This is a genomic window from Pandoraea fibrosis (assembly GCF_000807775.2).
Lineage (GTDB): Bacteria > Pseudomonadota > Gammaproteobacteria > Burkholderiales > Burkholderiaceae > Pandoraea > Pandoraea fibrosis.
The window spans coordinates 3,033,809-3,052,188 of the sequence record NZ_CP047385.1 but is presented as its reverse complement, the minus strand read 5'-3'; the positions used below and the strand labels follow the sequence as shown (position 1 = coordinate 3,052,188).

Here is an 18,380-nt window from a genome sequence, read left to right as displayed (position 1 = left end):
TTCGCGCGCCGCATACGCTGTACCGTTCGCGCATGATGTAAAAAAATATGCGGGCGATGCGCATCGCCTCTTCCTTTCCCGCGAAAAGCTCTGCTATAATCGCCTGCTTTCGAGCAATGCATCTAAACGACGCATTTCTCACGGGGCGTAGCGCAGCCTGGTAGCGTACCTGCATGGGGTGCAGGTGGTCGGAGGTTCAAATCCTCTCGCCCCGACCAAGAATTGAACCCGCACAGTCTTTGACTGTGCGGGTTTTTTCGTTTGAGTCAATCCGTTGGTTCGTACAGCTTAATTGTCTATAAAAGGCTGGCCAGTCCAGCCCCACACCTCATCCCCAGCCTCCTCGCAATCCAGCTATTTGTTCTCGCCCTGTCGGGCAGTTTGCGCTTGCAGTTCGAGAACGATGCCGAGTTTCGGCTGGTGCCGGGGACAGTCTTTACTTCGATAGCAGCGTGGGACACGTCTATTCGAGCAAACATGTGTCCGGGGTCGACGGGATCATTTGCGGCATTGACCGAAATGTCCCGCGCCCCGTGTTGTGAGTACGGTAGCGCAAACGCCATCCTGCCAGGGCTTAACACCGGTTCCTGCGTTCGGTGCTGGCGAGACCGGGTCCTCAGCACGTCGACCACGCCGATCTCGATCAGAACCGGTAGGTCACCTTCAGGCTGCCCGCCTGCGCAGATGCGCGAGCGGTGTTGATGAGCGCATCGTAGGCGAGGGAGACGTCCAGATGCTTAGCGAGCGTGACGCCGAAGCTCGCGCCAAGCGTCAGATAGCCGCGCGCCAGGCGCGTGCCCGGCGCCACGAAAATCGTGCCGTCCTGTGAGGCCACGGTGATTGCCCGTCCGGCATCGAGCAATTCGTGGGCATAGGCAGCGCGAAATTGCGCATGCATCGGACGCACCGCATCTCCGAATGCCTTATCGAACGTTACGCCCACGAACGGCTGAAGGCTGCGTGTATTGTCCGTCCCAACACGCAGATCCTGTCCACCCGCCCCGCTTTCGTCGAAGCCGTTGGCGTGGAAATAGGCATAACGCAAACCGACACGCGGCGTGACCACCACTCCGGCGATCGACAACGGCGCGCTCGCCTGTGCCGCTGCCGTGAACTCCTGCCCGATATGATCACCTTGCGCCGTGCCGATGCCAGCGAACGGGCGCTTCTGCGATATGAAATCTAGGCCGTAACCGACTGATGCCGCAACGTCGACCGGGCCGATCTCGCGACTCGCGTAGGCGGCCAGCCGCAGGGTATCGATCATGCCCGAGTTCGCCGTGCCCGCCTCCGAGAGATCGGCATGGGAATAGCCGCCTGCCAACCCGAAGGTATCGCCCGCCACGCGCTTGTGCGCGCCCGCGAGGAAGCCGTAGCGGTTTTCCTGAAACCCTGGCTGGCCGTCGGCGCCGGACAAACGCCCGTGAAGTCCCGTCGCGTTCGCCCAGACCGTGGGGCCGTCAGAGGTGGCATCGCCGGTCGCCAGCCCCGTCCCGACGGACCGCCTCGTGGCCTGGTCGAGCACCGCTGCCGTCGCCGACTGGGCGTTCATCAGCGCCGCCGTCCCCAGGGCGGTGAAAACGCTCGTGTTCTTAGGCGCAATGACCACGCCCCCCGACGGATCGGAAGCCCCCAGGCCGCCGGATGCCGACTCGTTGAGCGCGAGTGTCACGTCGTTCGCTCCATAGCTCAGGGCGGAGCGAAGATTGCCAAGTTCGGTACCGGCCGAGACCGCCTCGGTCACTGAGGAAAATCTGCCGCTCACACCGTTCACCGCGCTCAACAGGGTGTATCGCGTCGACCGATAGGTGCCAGGGTCGTAGGTAATCGCGAGCACGCCGTTCAATGTCGCGCTGCCCGACACCTTGAGCAGCGATGCCGTCGTCGGACTGACCTCGATCGCCAGCGTTGCATTCGACGCTTGCGTGTAATTTCCGGCGACGCTCAACGTACCGATAGACCCGCCCGGCGCCACGATGCCGCCGTTGGTCACGTTGCCGAGAATCGTGCCGTGCCCGCGCAATGTGCCCTGCGAACCGACCGCGACGTTGCCGCCCTGCACTGCGCTCTCATGCGCGGCGTCGCCGATCTCCAGCGCGCCTGCCCCGACAGTGGTCGTACCGGTGAAAGCGGAGCTTGCCCCATTGAGCACCAGCATGCCCGCGCCCTGTTTGACGAAAACCCCGCTGCCGGTGAGATCGCCGGCATAGGTGGCGTTGGTCGCAGCATCGACCGTCAGCGTGCTCGCGCCAAGGGCGAAGCGCGTACCCGCCGCACCCGAAAGACCGGACAGGGTTAGCGCGCCCGCAGCGGAGGCATCGAACGTAGCGCCGCTGCCGGCCAGCGTCACTGTCGTCGCCGACGACAACTGTCCGCCGGCGCCAAGCGCGAGCGTGCCCGCATTGATTGTCGTTGCCCCGGTATAGGTGTTCGCGCCCGCGAGCGTCTGCGTGCCGCCGTTCAGCGTCAGGCCACCTGTGCCGGCGATCGTGCCTGAGAAGACGCCTGCTGCTTGCGTCAACGTTAGCGTGCGCGCCCCGAGCGAGACCGTCCCCAGCCCTGTCAGGCCCGTCAGCGAGGCGCCATTCGTCGTCGCAGAAATATCGAGCGTGCCGTTATTCGTCACACCGCTCGACAACGCAACACTTCCGCTGCCGGTCAGGGCCAGCACCGCGCCGTTATCGACGGTCGTCGCACCGGAATAGGTATTCACGCCGGTCAGCGTCTGCGTGCCGCCGACCAGATGTACTCCGCCGGCGCCGTCGATGACGCCATCGAATGTCCCGGCCGCGTTGGTGAGCGACAGCGTCTGGCCGCCGAGCCGCACGGCGCCGCCTCCGGAAAGCGATTTGATCGATGTGCCGGCCGTCACGCCCGAAATATCGAACACGCCGCCTACACCGCCCACACCGGCCACCGTCACCCCCGACGATGCCGCTATGCTTGCGTTGCCTGTTAGCGCCAGCGTGCCGCTGCCGATCGTTGTAGCTCCGGTGTATGTATTGACCGACGTCATCGTCAGAACATTCGAATCGATGCCGCCGAGCGTCAGTGTGCCAGCGCCCGATACCGCGCCCGACATCGTCAAACTGGATTCCGCGGTAGAGACAATCACGTTCGAGGCGGCGTCGCTCAGAACTACAGCATTGTTCAGCGTCAGCCCGGGTTCGCGGGCGGCGATAGTCGCACTTGCGCCTGCGTCGAATAACAGATCGCCGAGAATCACCGAGCCGGACAGCAGCTTCAGCGCGTTGTTCAGGCCACCGAACTCGATGGCCGCGGCGCGCGTCGTGCCACCGTTACCCATCCCGCCCATGATGAGGCCCGCATTGACGATCGAGTCGTTACCGCGCGTACGTACGCCGACACCGCCGATCAAACCGGCGCCGCCCGAGATGGTTCCCGCGTTGGCAAGCGCGTTGGTTGTGCCCGCGAGATTGACGCCGATGCCGCCACTGCCCCCTGTGCCGCCGGCGACGGTAGCGGTACCGGCGGCCCCTCCGGCACCGCCCGTGATCGTGCCCGTGTTAACGATGTCGGCGCGCCCGCCGAGCGCGAGCAACCCGTCGCCGCCCCCGCCACCGCCACCGCCAAAGGCCCCGGAACCGCCGACACCGCCAGCCCCTCCGGTAATCGTCCCCGAATTGTTGATCGGCGCCGATCCCGCGGCAGACATCATGCCGGCCCCGCCACCGCCGCCGCCGCCACCGTTGCCTACGCCACCGACGGCGGCGCCGCCCTTGCCCCCGGCACCGCCGGTAAGCGCGGCCGCAACGAAGATCTCTCTGCCGGAATAAAAAAGTCCGGCGTTGCCGCCATTGCCACCTGTGGCAAAGTTAGTGCCGCTGGTGCCGGCGCTGCCGTCGAGGCCGCTCATCGACGTGTTGATCGTTAAGTTACCGGAGGCGATGACAACTGCCGGCGACCCGTCCGACGCCGGGATGCCGTCGCCGGACGCGCCGGTGCCGCCTGTCCCCTGTAGTCCCCAAGCGCCGGGAACCGGCACCGTCACGCCGTTGGTATCCATCGTGCTCGAACCGCCGCCCTGCCCGTTGCCGACCCCGCCTGCGCCACCTCGCTCCGAGGCACCATCGCCTCCCGATGCACCGCAGCCGCTTATGTCACCCGTGCTGCATGTCCCGGCGGCCCATAGCGCGGGCGCGGTCCCGGCGAGCGCCAGTGCGACCGCTGTACTGCCAGCAGTTCGAACGATTCGCATACCAAACGGACGTCTGGCCAACGACGGAAGCGCGTCGCGCACGCCGGGATTCGCCAGCGCTGTGGTCGATGGGAATTGAGCTTTTTGAGTACGGCGCGAAGCACGCCTGAGTTTGCGTGAGACCACGGATATCCTCTCGTATTGGGCCGTGCATGGCGACCGGCGACCGAGAAGATTCGGCCTTTCCCCCGCAGTACGGCAGTTCTCGAACACCAGTGCTCTGAGATGCCGTTCGATTTGAATATATTGAGCGCTGGGACGATGCGACCTATTCCCCTAGCGCATCGGAGACCGAATGTAATACAAAGAAAGGCAATTCGCCACCCGGAATCGCCCGGTGGCAAGGTCATGCCCACAGGATCATGCCGGGGCCCATGGACAATCCGTGAACCGGGATGGTGCAACGGTGGATTCGCTTTTATGCCGAAGGCGATGGGATTGGCACAAATTCATGACGCCGCACAAAGCTGATCAAGGCAGAATCCCCAGCACCTAAGGACGAGCATAAAGCTGCGCGAAATCTTTCGACAACGTGGAAGCGAAGCAGTTAGACGGACTATTCTCGCCGAGAGGAGCGGCCCCCATTTTTCCTATGAACGCTTGTCCCGGTAGGGCAGCGGCAACGCGACAATCCGTTCGCTCCTTCGGCGCAACCGAAGGCAATAGCATTTGATCCGTCGGACGCCCAGTCAACTCCGAATGAATCTCTGCCGACATTTTGGACGGCCCAATGGGAACGGAACCAGGCCGATCCGGAATAATCGGGGTAGCCACCACATCCATCACCATATCTAGTGCGGAAGCGGATTGCCTGTTGCGCAACGGCTGACTTTCGGCCGCGTTATTTTTACGATCACCGATCTCTTGATCAAGACTCGCAACGTGAGCTGCTTTCGGGTGAATTGCATCCTTTGCCGCCGCCCCCGAAGCGGTCACATTGCGATCAGGACGATCCACGCGCGTCCCAAGCGGATGCTTTGCATTTTCCTGAGCCGGTGATGGGGAGGACTCTTTCATCTCACATGTAACAGCGGCGGTATCATATATTCCCACAGGATGTTCAGGTAAATCGAAACGAATGTCGCAATGCTGATTCGAGTGCTTGATATGGAAAACATTTCCATGAGCCACAAGATTCTCGACAAACAACTGACCATCTTGCCCCACCCACCCAGCCTCCCGTCCAGCGCTGTCCTCCGCATAGGCGCCGAACGGCACCGCCTTGCCATCGGGTAGTGTGACGGTAACCAACGCCCGCCTGTTTTCAAACGTATCGAATTTGGCGATCGATGCAGCGTGGTGTCGTGCCCTTATGGTTACGGTGCCATTTTTAACGTCGTATCCTTGAGGAATATCTCTTGTGACCAGAGACAAATTCTCCCGCCGATACGGTTCGCCATTTCCGAGAATTGCGAACCCCCAAGGGTCCGTTTCCAGTTCCAGATAATTCTCCAAGGCGATGTGCGGCAATCCCGCATCAACAATCACATACGAGTCGTTGATCTGCTGACTCGATGCCGTCAGGCCATGGCCGTGCGCCACCACACTCCCCGACATCGACAGTTGCGAACTGTTAGTCGCGCCCGCCTGATAATCAAACGCCTGAAGCTTTACAAATGGCGATCGATAAGTCGCGCTAGCCTGGACACCGTTTGCCCCGGCGCCGAGCTGCCCTACGACCGAATAGTCGAACTGGTGCCGGTCGCCGAGTTGCGATTGCGAAACAGTGACCTGGTTCTGGGCGCCATCGCCAAATGAATTTGCATAACTATATGAAACGTCAATACTCTTCCCGAGCGGCAAGGTCCAGGTCGCCATGATTTGCTGCTCGGCACGTTGGTTGATGTTGTGCATGTCACTGTATGTGAGCGCAACGCTCCCGACACGCCCCAATGAATGCGAGTAGGACAAGGAAATATTCCTACTGACATCTCCGCTCGTATATTTCGTTTCGTTCAACGAAGCCGATAGCGAACCACCGGCAAGTGCCGCAGATACACCAGCATTCCAGTTATCTCGTGTAATAAGAAACTTCGGTGCGGAGCTGCTGAGCACATTACCAAATTGATCATATTCAACGCCCCCACCCACGCCTTCGAAGGTGTCCTGAAGCGAACGATAATTACCGAAGTTATGAACTTCGTTGAGGTTCACCGTAAAAAGGCCGAAGGATTTTACATAGCTGGCGTTGAGGCTTGCTCCGGAAGCGCTGGGCCCAAATACCCGGCTACGAGCAAAACTCAATATCCCGCTTACGCCTCCGAGCACACCTAAACTGGAGGCGATGCCAACGCCCACTCCTTGGTATCTGCTGTGATAAGCCGCCCCCGCGAGGAACGTCAAACTGTCGGTAAAACCATACGAAGCTTCGGCCTCAAATAGCGGGGAACTGCCCCCGACTGTGGCGTGGTTCGGCAAACCGGCGGAAAAATTGTAGGTCCAAACACCTTGATGGAGCTGCTGAGCCACACTGTTAAACGTCACCGGCGAATGCGTTTCACGACCATCCGCCTCCCGGACGACCACGTCATACGTTCCGGAGGCAAAGCCGCTCACGAGATCGTCGATCGCGAACGGACCGGGAGGGACCACTTTCGTTGCAATCGGGCGACCGGCACGATAGATCGTCACAGTGGCATTCGAATTGGCAATTCCGCGTATGGTTGGGGTGGACTGATCATACCCAGGGGGGTACATGAGCATGTCGCTAGACAGGTTCACCCCCTTCAGGGAATACCCACCAAATAGACTACTGCCGGCACTGGCAGCGCCAGCGGCAAGACGGCCATGTATCTGGGGAAAATCTTTGGCCAGGTAATTATCGCCTGTTTGAAACTTCGATCCGTTGCCGTCCCCCTGCGAATACGAGCCGCTACCCACAAACCCCCAGCCGTCCAGGTCTTCGCCGCCGCTGGCACCGTAATTAAAAATTCCCGAGTATGTACTTCGATTAGTGTGATTCCACTGGCGATTTGCTACCACGTTGTAGCTGAGAAACCCTGCGGGAACCCCATTCTTATAGCTTAATGCATCGAATTTCGATTCTGAATTCGACACATTCTCCTTGAGCCACTTCCCCGGGATCTCGAAATCCAGGACATTCTCGTTCGCCTTAACAGCTACGCGTGCACCGGGCAATAACTCTGGCAGATTAATGACTTCCGACGCCGGATCGGCAACGGATTTTCCGGCGTCTGCCTGAAGAGAATCAGCATGATTGGTCGCTTCATCGGCGGCCGAAGCTGCAGGCGCTTTGGCAACTGCAGCACCTTCGAGCTTGCTCACATCAACGCCAACAGCATCAAGTATCGCCAGCGTGATTTGCGGCTCGCCGTCCTTACCAAATCGAACACTGCGAGACGCCATCAGCCGCCCCATCAGACGAAGATCATATTTGTAATCTCCAGGCGGCGGCCCTGAAGATTTATCAAAATAACTCAGATCTACCGAGGGACCTCCCGGCAAGCCTTTTAGAAATTCGGCATTGAACTTTTGGGCGCGAGCCGGCGGCGTTACCACACACAACCCTACGCCAGACATAACCAGAAGCCGAGCCAAAAGCGAGGACATTTTCTTAGTATTTTTTATGATTTCAACAATTAAATTTACGTTCCATTACACCAACATATAGATCGATATTTCATGAACAACATTGACTCACTTGGCAGGCGCGTCCTCCGCAGCGACTGCCCCAACATCATTTAATGCGGAATACTTTGATACTGCATCCACGGGAACATGCATATCATTAAACCACCGGAACTTCACCTCATTCCCGCTCGCCCGGGGGATCTTTCCTTGCACATCAGCAGCCTTAATAACCCGGCTGGAATGCGCGGAAACAGTGAGCTGATTATTTTCATCCAGTTTTATTTTCGATTCCCCGATAATTACTTGATCAATAATAAATACAAACGGCGTGGGATTTTCCAACTTCAGATTCTCTCCCTCCATACTCCATTTGAGAGATTTTTCGGCGTCCTCCATCGCCTCTCGTGTCATGTGTTCGTTGCTTATCGTCAAGGGAAGAATGTGACGAAATGCAAATTGCACAACCGCCCCACCTTTTTCCGGCGCCGGCGGTACCTCCTGGACATCGAGTCGATACAATTTTTGATCAACAACCGGACCACCTAGGTAAATGACTCGAACTTTTTGAGTCGCCCCGGGCTCGAGCTTGAAAAGTGGTGGCGAAAAAACAAGGGGCACCTTCTCGCCATGATCCCCAACGATCTCATGCGGAGTTGCCCAAACCTGAACAAGAATAGCTTTGACATCCTTATTTTCAACAGTGAGGGTCGCCTCTTTTTCCGAGTCAACCACATTCGTCTGTAGCGGTACGATTTCCACGCCAGCATGTACAAGCATGGGCATCAACATCATTGAGATCGAAAAATATCTCAGCAGTCTTGAAAACATTTTCCCCTCGATTAATACGTAAATTTCACAGTGACAATCCCATTGAATTGACCGACAAAAGGCTTTTCTCCCGAATCCGCCATCGGAAAAATTCTTGCATCCATCAAGATATCAAATTTCGAATTGGCGTCTAACCCACTCAGATCGATAGGCATATCGTTTTTTACGCGAATATTATTTATCAATGGGTAGTTAGGTGACTTGATTGTCAGAGCCAACCCAACACCAGGACTTGCCGAATACCGAAATACCTCGTCTCCATTTTCCGCGGAAAACGCGATGCTAACGGGCAACGTTGCACCATCGCACTGCACGTTTATGCCAAACTGTTTTTTCACATTTCCTGCATTAAACGCGCTTTGCGAAACCTCCCCGAAATCGAATGTCACGTTTGGAACTTCACAGACACCATTGCTAACCAACGCGGAGAAGCCAAAACTTGCATCTACGGTCGCAGCCAAACCAACATTCGGATTCAGCAGCACCGAAAACAAAAAAACAGCAATAAAAATCTGAGCAACGGTTTTTGTTTTCATTAAATACCCCGTTAGCGTGCTCAATACCTCGCGGAAAACCGCAACTTACCCGCAAGTGCTCCGACGATGAGCGCCAGTTGATCTCGCTTCGACCAGTCGATACCGTCCGCAGGAAGTAACGTCAGTTCAAGCGGCAGCGAAAATGAAACGCCCGTTATTGGATGGCCCAGCAGCAAATTCTTGCCACCTTCGATCACCGTATGCGCAGGCAAACCATGCCAACTCTCGCGCAACCGCACCTGCACCCTGAGGTTCTGGTTCGAAGACGCGTATCCACTCCTTGCGCCTCCCCCTACGGCCGGGCTTGTAAGCATAAGTTTGGTCAGGGTTACCACGCCTGGGCAGGTCAGCGTTACATCCCAATTCTTTTGAACGACGGATGAACGAATATCGGTGAGCCTGACGCTCCCGAATTCCAAAGGAGGTGCCGAAAACGTGCACTCACCAACATTTGCATTTCTCACCGGTGAGAGACGCGAAACGGTCGGGGACATGGGCATTACCGCAACACAATGCGGAGCGAACACAACCAGCAAGACAGTCACCAACCAACACGTACCGATCCGCCCATTCCACATGACCTCACCTATCAATTTTTAAATCTCCGCCTCGTCTTCGAGCAATGAATATCGTTGCCACCTATGTATGCCGAAAAAAACTAGACAGACATAACCATTCGAAACGAAAGAGGGGAGAGTGTATTCTGAGCAGCGCGCCAGGGAAATGAGACGATTCGCAATTTTCCCTGGTTAAATTCAAACAATCCGAAACTCCGCAGGTATTGAAGCCCCACTGTGCAAATGGGGTTGCGGGTATTCAGGATGCCTCGTCTGTGCCCCCCCCGCAACGGCGACATCTATCGCCGATCAGCCCCGAAATGCCCCATGCGACGGAGTCAGCATGGGACAACGCGTGGGTCATGCCGCGTGACGCCACGCAAGCCACGACATGCAAACACATGGGAAAGGCGCGACATCAAGGAAATCTCACAATATGCCGAGACTTTTCTCATTTTTGCGCACTTGCATTTGAACTCTTTGCTTCATGCTCAATACAATCTGAACGCCAATGATTACTTCGCATCGATTGATCATGTGTTGCGCTTCCAGGTGACATTTTTTCTGAGAAAAATCCACGACACCTTGGATCCATTACGCAAATCCATTCGCTCAAGAGAGTATCGCCGCTGTTATCTGGTGCGCGCAAAGATCGGCACCACGACTGATTATTTGATAATCAATCCACCGAAATCCCGGGATGAATTTCGGCTCTCTCATAAAATTTTGGCGACTAGATTACGTTAATGCAGCAGATCGACTCATTGGATTAAATTCCCTACCAATCGAAGCGCGGAGACGACTGGCCGGAGAAATATTTTCTCCATGGAAAATTTTCCTACCGAACCACTTTAAAAATCTTATTTATAATTTTATTTTTATTAATAAGATTAAATTATCATCGATGACAGACATTATTAATCATTAACAGTATTTTTATTTCTAAATTCCCCCACCCGACCAACTTAATTATCCCATCAACTCCTAATCACCAAACTCAATACTGATATATCGACAGTTTTTCACATTGCTTTGAATTGAATGATGAATGCTCACATGGCAGAAGCCCCCCTTCACAGGCACGCCACGTGAAGACATGTGGGATCGATTTCATTCGTCGCAACAGGCAATAGGCAATAGGCAACCGGCAGGCAGCACATCCCGGTCCTTATCATCCCTTCGAGGAAAGAACGTTGAAATTTCATCAATCGCTGCTGGCGACGTCGCTCCTGGCGGCCAGCATTGGCATGGCACACGCCACCGACGCGACCGGCAAAATTACCGTGCGCGCCGATATCGTCCCCACCGCCTGCTCCACCGTTTCCAAGACGGACGTCGACCTGGGTCAGGTCACCCCGAGCGAAGTGACAGGCGGCACTGCAACCCCCAAATCGTTCTCGGTGGATATCGAGTGCACGGGCACCACGGTCAAGGTATCGAGCCTGTCTTTCAATGGCACTGCCTCCACCGGCAACCCGGATAGCTTCGCCGTGGCGATTGGCGATAACGGAACCGCTCCGAACGCCGACAGCGATATCGCCGTCAAGCTGACGGTCAACGGCGACCAAACAGACACGTTTGGCACCAAGGCCTCGGATAAGTCCGTGATCACCCCGAACACCGATTTGCTCGATAGCGTAGCGACCGACTTCAAGCACGGCACCTACCACCTCAAGCTGCAGGCGCAGCCGGTACAAGGTAAAACGGGCGGCGCGCCGGTGGGTGCCAACCATTTCTCGACGGACGTTACCGTCGCGCTGACCTACTGAGCCGCACGCGTCATCAGTCAACCAGATACTTTATGAAACTCCTTCCCCCCCTTGCAGCGTTGGCCGCACTGGCAATGCTGAGCAGCACCGCATCTGCCAAAACGGCCACGGACAACCTAGAACTGAAAGGTGTCATCGTGACCAACACCTGCGTGGTCGACCAGGCACAAGTCAACTTTGGTCAGATTACGGAATCCCAAGTGTCTGCGGGCCGCCTCACGCAGCCGCTTTCCCTGCATATGTCATGTGATGGCCTGAGCGCCACGCCGAGCGCACTGAAGTTCGCCGGTACGGCCACCACCAACAGACCCGATCGGTTTGCGGTCGGCTTGGGCACAGATGGCGTTGCGGATCCGGATACCGACACTGCCTTCCAGTTGAGTGTCGATGGCGTCCAGCCTGACTGGGGCACCAATGCAACCGATGGCCATGTGATCCGCCCTAACGAGGACCTACTCGCCACAGGCGGCGATGGCATTCCGCCAATCGCCGACGGCGGCAGCTTAGACCTGAAGCTGAAACTCAGGGTATTAACGGGCGCCACCGAGACTGGTAACACGACAACGCTGGGCCACGAAGTGAACACGCCGATCCAGGTGACGATGTCGTACTGACCGGGTTCCATGGGAATAGAAAATGAAATCGCAAAAACTTGAACTGATCGCAGGGGCCGCCCTGTCGCTCGCCGCCTTGATGCTTGCGCTCCCGTCGCGGGCAGAGGAAACGTCAAAAGGCACTCTTCATATCCATGGTGAGCAGGTCACCACTGGCTGTGTCGCCAATATGCTCAATTCAGACTATGAGTTGAACGCTGTCACGGGTACCGAAGCGATAGGGGGAGGGACGGGTGATCTGGTAACGAATCCAGACGTGCCGACGGCCGCACACGTAAAAATCTCTTGTGAGACACCAGCGACCATCTCCGCCGTAAAACTCGTCGCTGCGCCGGATCTCGAGGTCCAGGGCTTTTCCTGGTACGCACCCGATTCAGATCATGGCGTCGAGATACAAGCACAAATCCCCGTAGATGGATGGGATACAACGAGGGACGATATTTGGAAGACGCCGTTAGCAAACGGCGGGGTGCAGGTACCAGGCGAGGTAAACGTGCTAGCTAACGGCGAAACGATCTCCATCGCTGCCCATGGTTCTTATCAGAACTTCGTGCCAGTTCTGGTTTTCGTGCACAGGAACGCTCCGCCCGGCGACTACGTGATGGGTGCCACATACGCGATCACGTACTGAGAATAGACTATGAAGACGAAACACTCCCTTTTCCTGCTCGCCGCTGTCTGCTCAATGCCAGCCATAGCCGCCACCACCACGATCAATAGCCCGCAAATGCACTACACCGTGCACGTGCTTCAGCCTAGCTGCACGATCGATGCCGGCCCGGCCATCGACTTCGGGAAGGTCAGCGTCACTGACCTGAACACGGCCGCTGCCACAAAGAAGGTCCAGTCCCTGACCATTTCGTGCAACGCGCTAACGACACCCGTCGGGCTAACCATGCAGCCGTCCGCGGCCGAAGGCGACTCGAACCCGGCATCCGGCGACTATACGTCGAGCAAGTCGCATCTTTCGTACCACATCGTCTCTTCCGGCGCCCAGTTTGGCCTGACCGACGGCCAGCAACTCCCTGCCGGGGACAACATTTTCGCTATGTCGGGCGTGACCGCCCCCTCGATCGGGGCCAGTACTCCAGTCAAACTGAAGCTTGGCGTGAATCTGGCGACTGATGATTCGTCGGCAGTGACCTCGGGTGCATTCAATGACCTTATCAATATTTCGTTGACGTATTGATTGCCGCCTCCCGGAGCGCCATCACCATGGCGGTCCGGGGTCGCGTGCAATCATCGCCTGTTTGCTTCGTGACCGACTTTGCGCGTACCGAACCATCGGTCTGCCTGCGAGGTGTACCCACTCGTTGCTGCGGGCTAGTCGTATCAACACCGCCATATACTGCTTGGCGAATTCCGACAGGTAGATCGTGTGGTTCGGTTCACGCCTGCGTCTAAGGACAACCAGCCCGACGCGCGAGCATCACGCGCTCAGACGTTCCAGCAGCGTGCGGGGTCGCGCTGCGCGCCCTTGCGCCGCCAGCGCGGCCTCGTGCCAGCGCGCCGTGGGCACATCCGAGGGTGAGAGCAGGCTGTCGAAACCGCAGGCCCACAACATCGCCAGTTGATCCGGCAGCAACGGCCCCGCAGCGCGGATCGAGCCTTCGAAATGCCATTTCTCACGCAGGAATTTCGCCAGCGTGAAACCCCGCCCATCACGCGACTTCGGAAACTCGATCACGATCAGTTCAAGTTGCGGCAAGAGCGCAGCAATGCGTTCCGGATCGTCATGGCCCTGCACACGGATGCCGGCAGGCGCCGTGCCCTGTTCGTTCGCGGCAAGCCACGCGTCGAGCGGCAACACGTCCTTGCTGCGAGCGACAGTGGCGACCGGCTCGTCCGCGCCGCGATAAGTCCAGACGTCCGCGGCAGGCAGTCCGTTTCGATCAATCAACATGCAAAGCTCCCTTGAATTCCTCTGCCCCAACGCGTCCCAACGTATCGATGAAGCGCTCGCCCTCGTGACGCAGCGCGCGGTAACGGTCGAGAATGTTCTCGATCACCTGCGGCACAGCCTCGTAAGTGACGCCCGGGCCGAGAATCTTGCCGACGGCAGCGTTCTCGTCGGCCGATCCGCCCAGCGTGATCTGATAGTTTTCCTTGCCCGCCTTGTCGACACCCAGAATGCCGATATGGGCGACGTGGTGATGCGCGCAGGCATTGATGCAGCCGGACACGTTCAGCGTCACCGGCCCGATATCGCGTTGTTGCTCCTCCGAGAAGCGCAGCGCGATGCGTTGCGCCACCGGCACAGAGCGCGCGTTGGCCAGCGCGCAATAGTCCAGCCCCGGGCAAGCAATCGCGTCGGAAATCAGGCCAATGTTGGGCGTAGCCAAACCGCCCTCCTTCAAGCGCGACCACAGCGCGTGCAGTTCGTCGCGCTTGACGTGCGGCAACACCAGATTCTGTTCATGCGTCACGCGTAGCTCATTGAACGAATAGCGCTCGGCGAGATCGGCCAGCAGCAGCATTTCCTTCGAACTGGCGTCGCCCGGAATGCCGCCCGCCGGCTTGAGCGAGACCACCGCACTGATATAGCCGGGCACCTTGTGCTCGTGCGTGCAGGTGTCGACCCAGCGACGGAATTCGATGTCGCGCTCGTAGGCTTGCGCAAACTCGCTCGAGACCTCGGGCAACGTTTCGAATTCGGGCACGACGAAACGATCGCGAATCGCGGCAATGACGTCGTCGCCAAGCGGGCGATGCGAGAGTGCAATGCGCGCAAACTCTTCCTCGATCATCTCGATGAACTTCGCAGGCTGCATCTCCTTGATCAGGATCTTGATGCGGGCCTTGTAGATATTGTCGCGACGCCCCAGCGCGTTGTACACGCGCAGGATGGCTTCGACGAAACGCAGCAAATCCGCCTCGGGCAGCCACTCGCGCACCAACGTACCCACGATCGGCGTGCGACCCAGGCCACCGCCCGCGTAAATCTGGAAGCCGACTTCGCCGCGGTCGTTCGTGCGGGCGAGAATGCCGATGTCATGAAAACGCACGGCAGCACGGTCGGTCTGACCGCCGGTGATGGCGATCTTGAACTTGCGCGGCAGATAGGTGAATTCGGGATGGTCCGTCGACCATTGACGCAGAATCTCGGCGTACACGCGGGGATCGACCACTTCGTCCTTCGCCGCACCGGCGAATTGATCGGTCGTCACGTTCCGAATGCAGTTGCCGCTCGTCTGAATGGCGTGCAGATCGACATCGGCGAGCTTCGACAGGATCTCTGGCGAGTCCGTGAGCGTCGGCCAATTGAACTGAAGGTTCTGGCGCGTAGTGAAGTGCCCATACCCCTTGTCGAACCGATTCGCCACATAGGCGAGCTGACGCAACTGGACCGCGCTCAACGTGCCATACGGAATGGCAACCCGCAGCATGTAGCCGTGCAGTTGCAGGTACAGGCCGTTCATCAGGCGATAGACCTTGAACGCGTCTTCGCTGAGTTCGCCGCTCAGACGACGGGCGACCTGCTGGCCGAACTCCTTCGCACGGTCTTTGAGGAACTCTCGCTCAGATGGGTCATAGCGGTAGATGCCGGCGTGCTCCGGTGCCACGGTCAATGCGGGAGCGTGGGCCAGCGCCGCTTGCAACGTGTCTTCGGCGGCCTGCTTGCCGAGGTCTTCGCGAACCGACGGGCCGCGCGAGCGCAATTGCTCGCGAAAATCCACCGGGATGGGGCCCGCATCGCCCACTTGCGCAGGACGCGGTACGGGATCGACGATCAAATTGGCCGTCTGCGCCGCCTGCGCAGCCGCCTGGGCCTGGTCGAGATCCTGCGCGTCGAACACATGCGCCTGCGTCAGGTCGTCCACCCAGTTGTGTTGCTTGTCCAGCCACACGACCAAGCCGTCGTGTAGCCGGTTTGCCGAAATCAGGTTGCCTGCAGTCATTCCACGCTCTCAGTGCTTTTCGTTTTGGTCGCAAGTCGCGAGTCGACCGGCAGGCTATCAAGCGAGGCGGGAATATACGACCATTTAGTAGTTATTTACTCATTACGTGACGTTGTTTGGGCTCGACAGCCCCGCCAGACGGAGCGCTATCCCCTCCTCAACCGACCGAGAAAAATTACCTCGCGCACACAAAAAAGGCCTCACAGCGTCGGCTGAGCAGACCCTTTGCAGCGCTGTTGCATCCCCCATCCCCTTTCGGCAGGCGCGACGCCCGCGGCACGACGCGGTATCGACGCCGTTTCACGACATGTCGGATGGCACAAAAAGGCCTGTATTTTTATACAGTACTCATGCTACATTCCCCATCATCACAACTTCATCGTGAGTGACACCATGAGCGACGCCAAATCCACCAAATACATCGTCGTGCCCTACCGCAAGAACAAAGACGGCGTATTGCAGCCCGGCGAGTTGCGTCAGGCGAGCACCGAATTCGGCGCCGTGCGCATTGCGCAATCGATGGCGTCCGGGTTCGCCGGTATCGCCGCTTACGAAGTGCTGGTCGATGCAGAAGACGGCACGATGGACGCACCGCGCATTCTGTTCCAGGAAGGTGCCATTCCCGCCATGGCGGAGTAAGCCTCATCCCGGCAATGCGGATTACTCCGGCCGCGACGGCCGGGAAAGGCTGTCAAACGTGCGAGTCTGGCGCGGATGCTGAAGATCGCGCGTATCGAGCGCACGGGCCGTTGCTGCCATCTCCTGTTGGCTCGGCCCGGTAGCCGGGCCGTTGCGCTCGCTTGCCGTGCGATTGATGCTCGCGCTGGCGCTCTGGGCATCGGTCACACTCTCGGCACGCCCACTCACCGCCGACACGGCCGGGCTGAGCGCCGGTGTCTGATTCGACTGCCGGATGCTGCCCAGATCTCCCGCGCCCAGATACGACTGGGCGTTCGCCTGGCCGAACATCAGTGCCCCTGTCAGGCACAGGCAAGCTGCAATGAATTGGCGATAGCGCATGGTGCTCCCCGTATGACGTGTTGAGTGTATTGAATCTGCGCCGGGATACGTTTGCATCGATGATTCCCGGTCGCCTGCGGCTTTCCCGACATGGCTGCATTGTCGCAGCGCCGCGACAGCTTGTCGCCTGCACAAATCACAGTTGACGCCCCTCTCAAATCCGACAGCCCGTTCTGCTACACTTCGCGAAAATCGGGCATCAGGCTCAGCAGAAATAAAGCGATAGCGGGGGAGTTCCATGTCGAACGACGTCAGTTTTCGGCGGGCATCGGAGGCGGTCCGGGCAGTCGGCGCGGGAGATGCGGACTGGCTCGATGTCGTGCAGACAGCGCGCGAATTTCTCGGCGCAGACGCCGCGACATTCCTTTGCCATGACAAACAGAGCCGCTCGGTTCGTTTCGTCGAACAGGCCGGGCACGAAGCTCGATTGATCGAGGAGTACGCGCAGCGCTATTACCAGTACGACGACTCAACCCGCCGCTTCTGGGACGCCCCTGCCGGCACCTGGTACGACTCGTCCGTCGCCCTGAAGCACGAGTCGCCGAACGACCGCGTGTTCTGGAACGAATTCATGCGCCCCTACCAACTCCAGCAGTTGGTAGGTGTCGTGATCTGCAACGACGACGATGCCCTCACCGCCCTGAGCATTCAGCGCATGCATATCGTTGAACCGTCGTTCGCTCATGCGTCCAAAATCGCCGAGTACGAACGCCAGCTCGCCGCCGCGTTCTTCGCCCGACGCGCGGCCGCGCGCGCCAGCCTCGGTGCACTCAGCCAGATGCTCGATCCGGCGCGCGAAGGCTTTCTCATCGCGTCGCCCGATGGCTGGGTGCTGGAGTTTGCGCCAGGGCTCGATGTGCTGCTGGGCGGCAACGACAGCCAGCTCCTGCTCAAGCAGCGCCGCCTGATGCATCGTCAGCCCGAATGGCAAACTCGCCTGGTGCATTCCCTCAGGCAGGTCGGCGTCAGCCGCGAACCCGTATCGCTGGTGCTGCCCGACTCCTGGGGACATGCGTACCGGATGACGCTGCGCCCGCTAAGCAGCCCAATGAATCACGGTCTGCGCGCCGCAATCGGCGTGCGAATCGAACGGCGCAGCATCTTCAATGTTCCGACCGAAACCGCCCTGCGCCAGCACTTTTCCCTGACGCAAGCCGAAGCCCGCCTCTTTCATCATCTCGTGGCGGGACTGACCATTGGCGAATGTAGTGAAGTCCTGGGTCTCGGCACCAGCACACTGCGCACCCAACTGTCCGCGATACTGCGCAAGACCGGCTGCCATCGCCAAGGCGAACTGCTACGACTTGCCGCCATGCTGACACCGTAGCCGCGCAGGGGGCGCCCTAG

15 protein-coding genes and 1 tRNA gene are annotated in these 18,380 nt (G+C 58.5%); 8 read left to right on the top strand and 8 right to left on the bottom strand.

Translation table 11 applies throughout. The annotated features are described in order from the left end of the window. Nucleotides 1-141 precede the first annotated feature (141 nt). Nucleotides 142-218 (top strand) — tRNA-Pro (locus tag PI93_RS13545). 425 nt (nucleotides 219-643) lie between these two features. Here the strand turns inward: PI93_RS13545 and PI93_RS13540 are convergent. The 5 genes from PI93_RS13540 to PI93_RS13520 all read right to left on the bottom strand — a co-directional run bounded on the left by PI93_RS13540 (nucleotide 644) and on the right by PI93_RS13520 (nucleotide 9,668). Beyond that, on the bottom strand, nucleotides 644-4,219 hold the full coding sequence (locus tag PI93_RS13540) for an autotransporter outer membrane beta-barrel domain-containing protein (protein WP_268893790.1): 3,576 nt from the start codon (nucleotides 4,217-4,219) through the stop codon (nucleotides 644-646). 492 nt (nucleotides 4,220-4,711) lie between these two features. Continuing rightward, a complete protein-coding gene (locus PI93_RS13535; RefSeq protein ID WP_080759391.1) occupies nucleotides 4,712-7,789 on the bottom strand; it encodes a fimbria/pilus outer membrane usher protein in 3,078 nt (1,025 codons plus the stop codon). A gap of 87 nt (nucleotides 7,790-7,876) precedes the next feature. After that, a complete protein-coding gene (locus tag PI93_RS13530) occupies nucleotides 7,877-8,638 on the bottom strand; it encodes a fimbrial biogenesis chaperone (protein ID WP_052245647.1) in 762 nt (253 codons plus the stop codon). Nucleotides 8,639-8,649: 11 nt separating this feature from the next. After that, nucleotides 8,650-9,174 carry a type 1 fimbrial protein gene (locus tag PI93_RS13525; protein WP_080759392.1) on the bottom strand — a complete coding sequence of 175 codons (525 nt, stop codon included), beginning with the start codon at nucleotides 9,172-9,174 and terminating at the stop codon, nucleotides 8,650-8,652. A gap of 20 nt (nucleotides 9,175-9,194) precedes the next feature. Next, nucleotides 9,195-9,668, bottom strand: a complete 474-nt coding sequence (locus tag PI93_RS13520) for a hypothetical protein (protein ID WP_144400277.1) — start codon at nucleotides 9,666-9,668, stop codon at nucleotides 9,195-9,197. A gap of 432 nt (nucleotides 9,669-10,100) precedes the next feature. Here PI93_RS13520 and PI93_RS13515 point away from each other — a divergent pair, with 432 nt between their 5' ends. From PI93_RS13515 to PI93_RS13495, 5 genes are all read left to right on the top strand, one after another. Next, a complete protein-coding gene (locus PI93_RS13515) occupies nucleotides 10,101-10,478 on the top strand; it encodes a hypothetical protein (RefSeq protein ID WP_144400275.1) in 378 nt (125 codons plus the stop codon). Between the two features lie 446 nt (nucleotides 10,479-10,924). Continuing rightward, the gene (locus PI93_RS13510) at nucleotides 10,925-11,500 is read left to right on the top strand and encodes a fimbrial protein (protein ID WP_052240968.1); all 576 of its coding nucleotides are present in this window, start codon (nucleotides 10,925-10,927) and stop codon (nucleotides 11,498-11,500) included. A 32-nt stretch (nucleotides 11,501-11,532) separates the two neighbouring features. Then, nucleotides 11,533-12,114 (top strand): fimbrial protein, encoded by a 582-nt coding sequence (locus PI93_RS13505; RefSeq protein ID WP_039374079.1) that lies wholly within the window; start codon nucleotides 11,533-11,535, stop codon nucleotides 12,112-12,114. Nucleotides 12,115-12,136: 22 nt separating this feature from the next. Continuing rightward, on the top strand, nucleotides 12,137-12,745 hold the full coding sequence (locus tag PI93_RS13500; RefSeq protein WP_039374080.1) for a hypothetical protein: 609 nt from the start codon (nucleotides 12,137-12,139) through the stop codon (nucleotides 12,743-12,745). A 9-nt stretch (nucleotides 12,746-12,754) separates the two neighbouring features. Beyond that, nucleotides 12,755-13,303 carry a fimbrial protein gene (locus tag PI93_RS13495; protein WP_039374081.1) on the top strand — a complete coding sequence of 183 codons (549 nt, stop codon included), beginning with the start codon at nucleotides 12,755-12,757 and terminating at the stop codon, nucleotides 13,301-13,303. A gap of 240 nt (nucleotides 13,304-13,543) precedes the next feature. Here PI93_RS13495 and PI93_RS13490 read toward each other — a convergent pair whose 3' ends face one another. Both PI93_RS13490 and PI93_RS13485 read right to left on the bottom strand, forming a co-directional pair. After that, nucleotides 13,544-14,017, bottom strand: a complete 474-nt coding sequence (locus PI93_RS13490; RefSeq protein WP_039374082.1) for a DUF934 domain-containing protein — start codon at nucleotides 14,015-14,017, stop codon at nucleotides 13,544-13,546. Continuing rightward, nucleotides 14,007-16,013, bottom strand: a complete 2,007-nt coding sequence (locus PI93_RS13485; RefSeq protein WP_039374083.1) for a DUF2849 domain-containing protein — start codon at nucleotides 16,011-16,013, stop codon at nucleotides 14,007-14,009. The genes PI93_RS13490 and PI93_RS13485 overlap by 11 nt, the downstream gene beginning before the upstream one ends. Before the next feature lie 393 nt (nucleotides 16,014-16,406). Between PI93_RS13485 and PI93_RS13480 the strand changes: the two genes are divergently transcribed. Next, nucleotides 16,407-16,652, top strand: coding sequence for a hypothetical protein (locus PI93_RS13480; RefSeq protein ID WP_039374084.1), 246 nt, complete (start codon nucleotides 16,407-16,409; stop codon nucleotides 16,650-16,652). A gap of 21 nt (nucleotides 16,653-16,673) precedes the next feature. Here PI93_RS13480 and PI93_RS13475 read toward each other — a convergent pair whose 3' ends face one another. Then, nucleotides 16,674-17,033, bottom strand: a complete 360-nt coding sequence (locus tag PI93_RS13475) for a hypothetical protein (protein WP_039374085.1) — start codon at nucleotides 17,031-17,033, stop codon at nucleotides 16,674-16,676. 238 nt (nucleotides 17,034-17,271) lie between these two features. On the opposite strand from PI93_RS13475, the gene PI93_RS13470 reads away from it, so the two are divergent. Beyond that, nucleotides 17,272-18,360, top strand: coding sequence for a helix-turn-helix transcriptional regulator (locus PI93_RS13470; RefSeq protein WP_039374086.1), 1,089 nt, complete (start codon nucleotides 17,272-17,274; stop codon nucleotides 18,358-18,360). Nucleotides 18,361-18,380 lie beyond the last annotated feature (20 nt).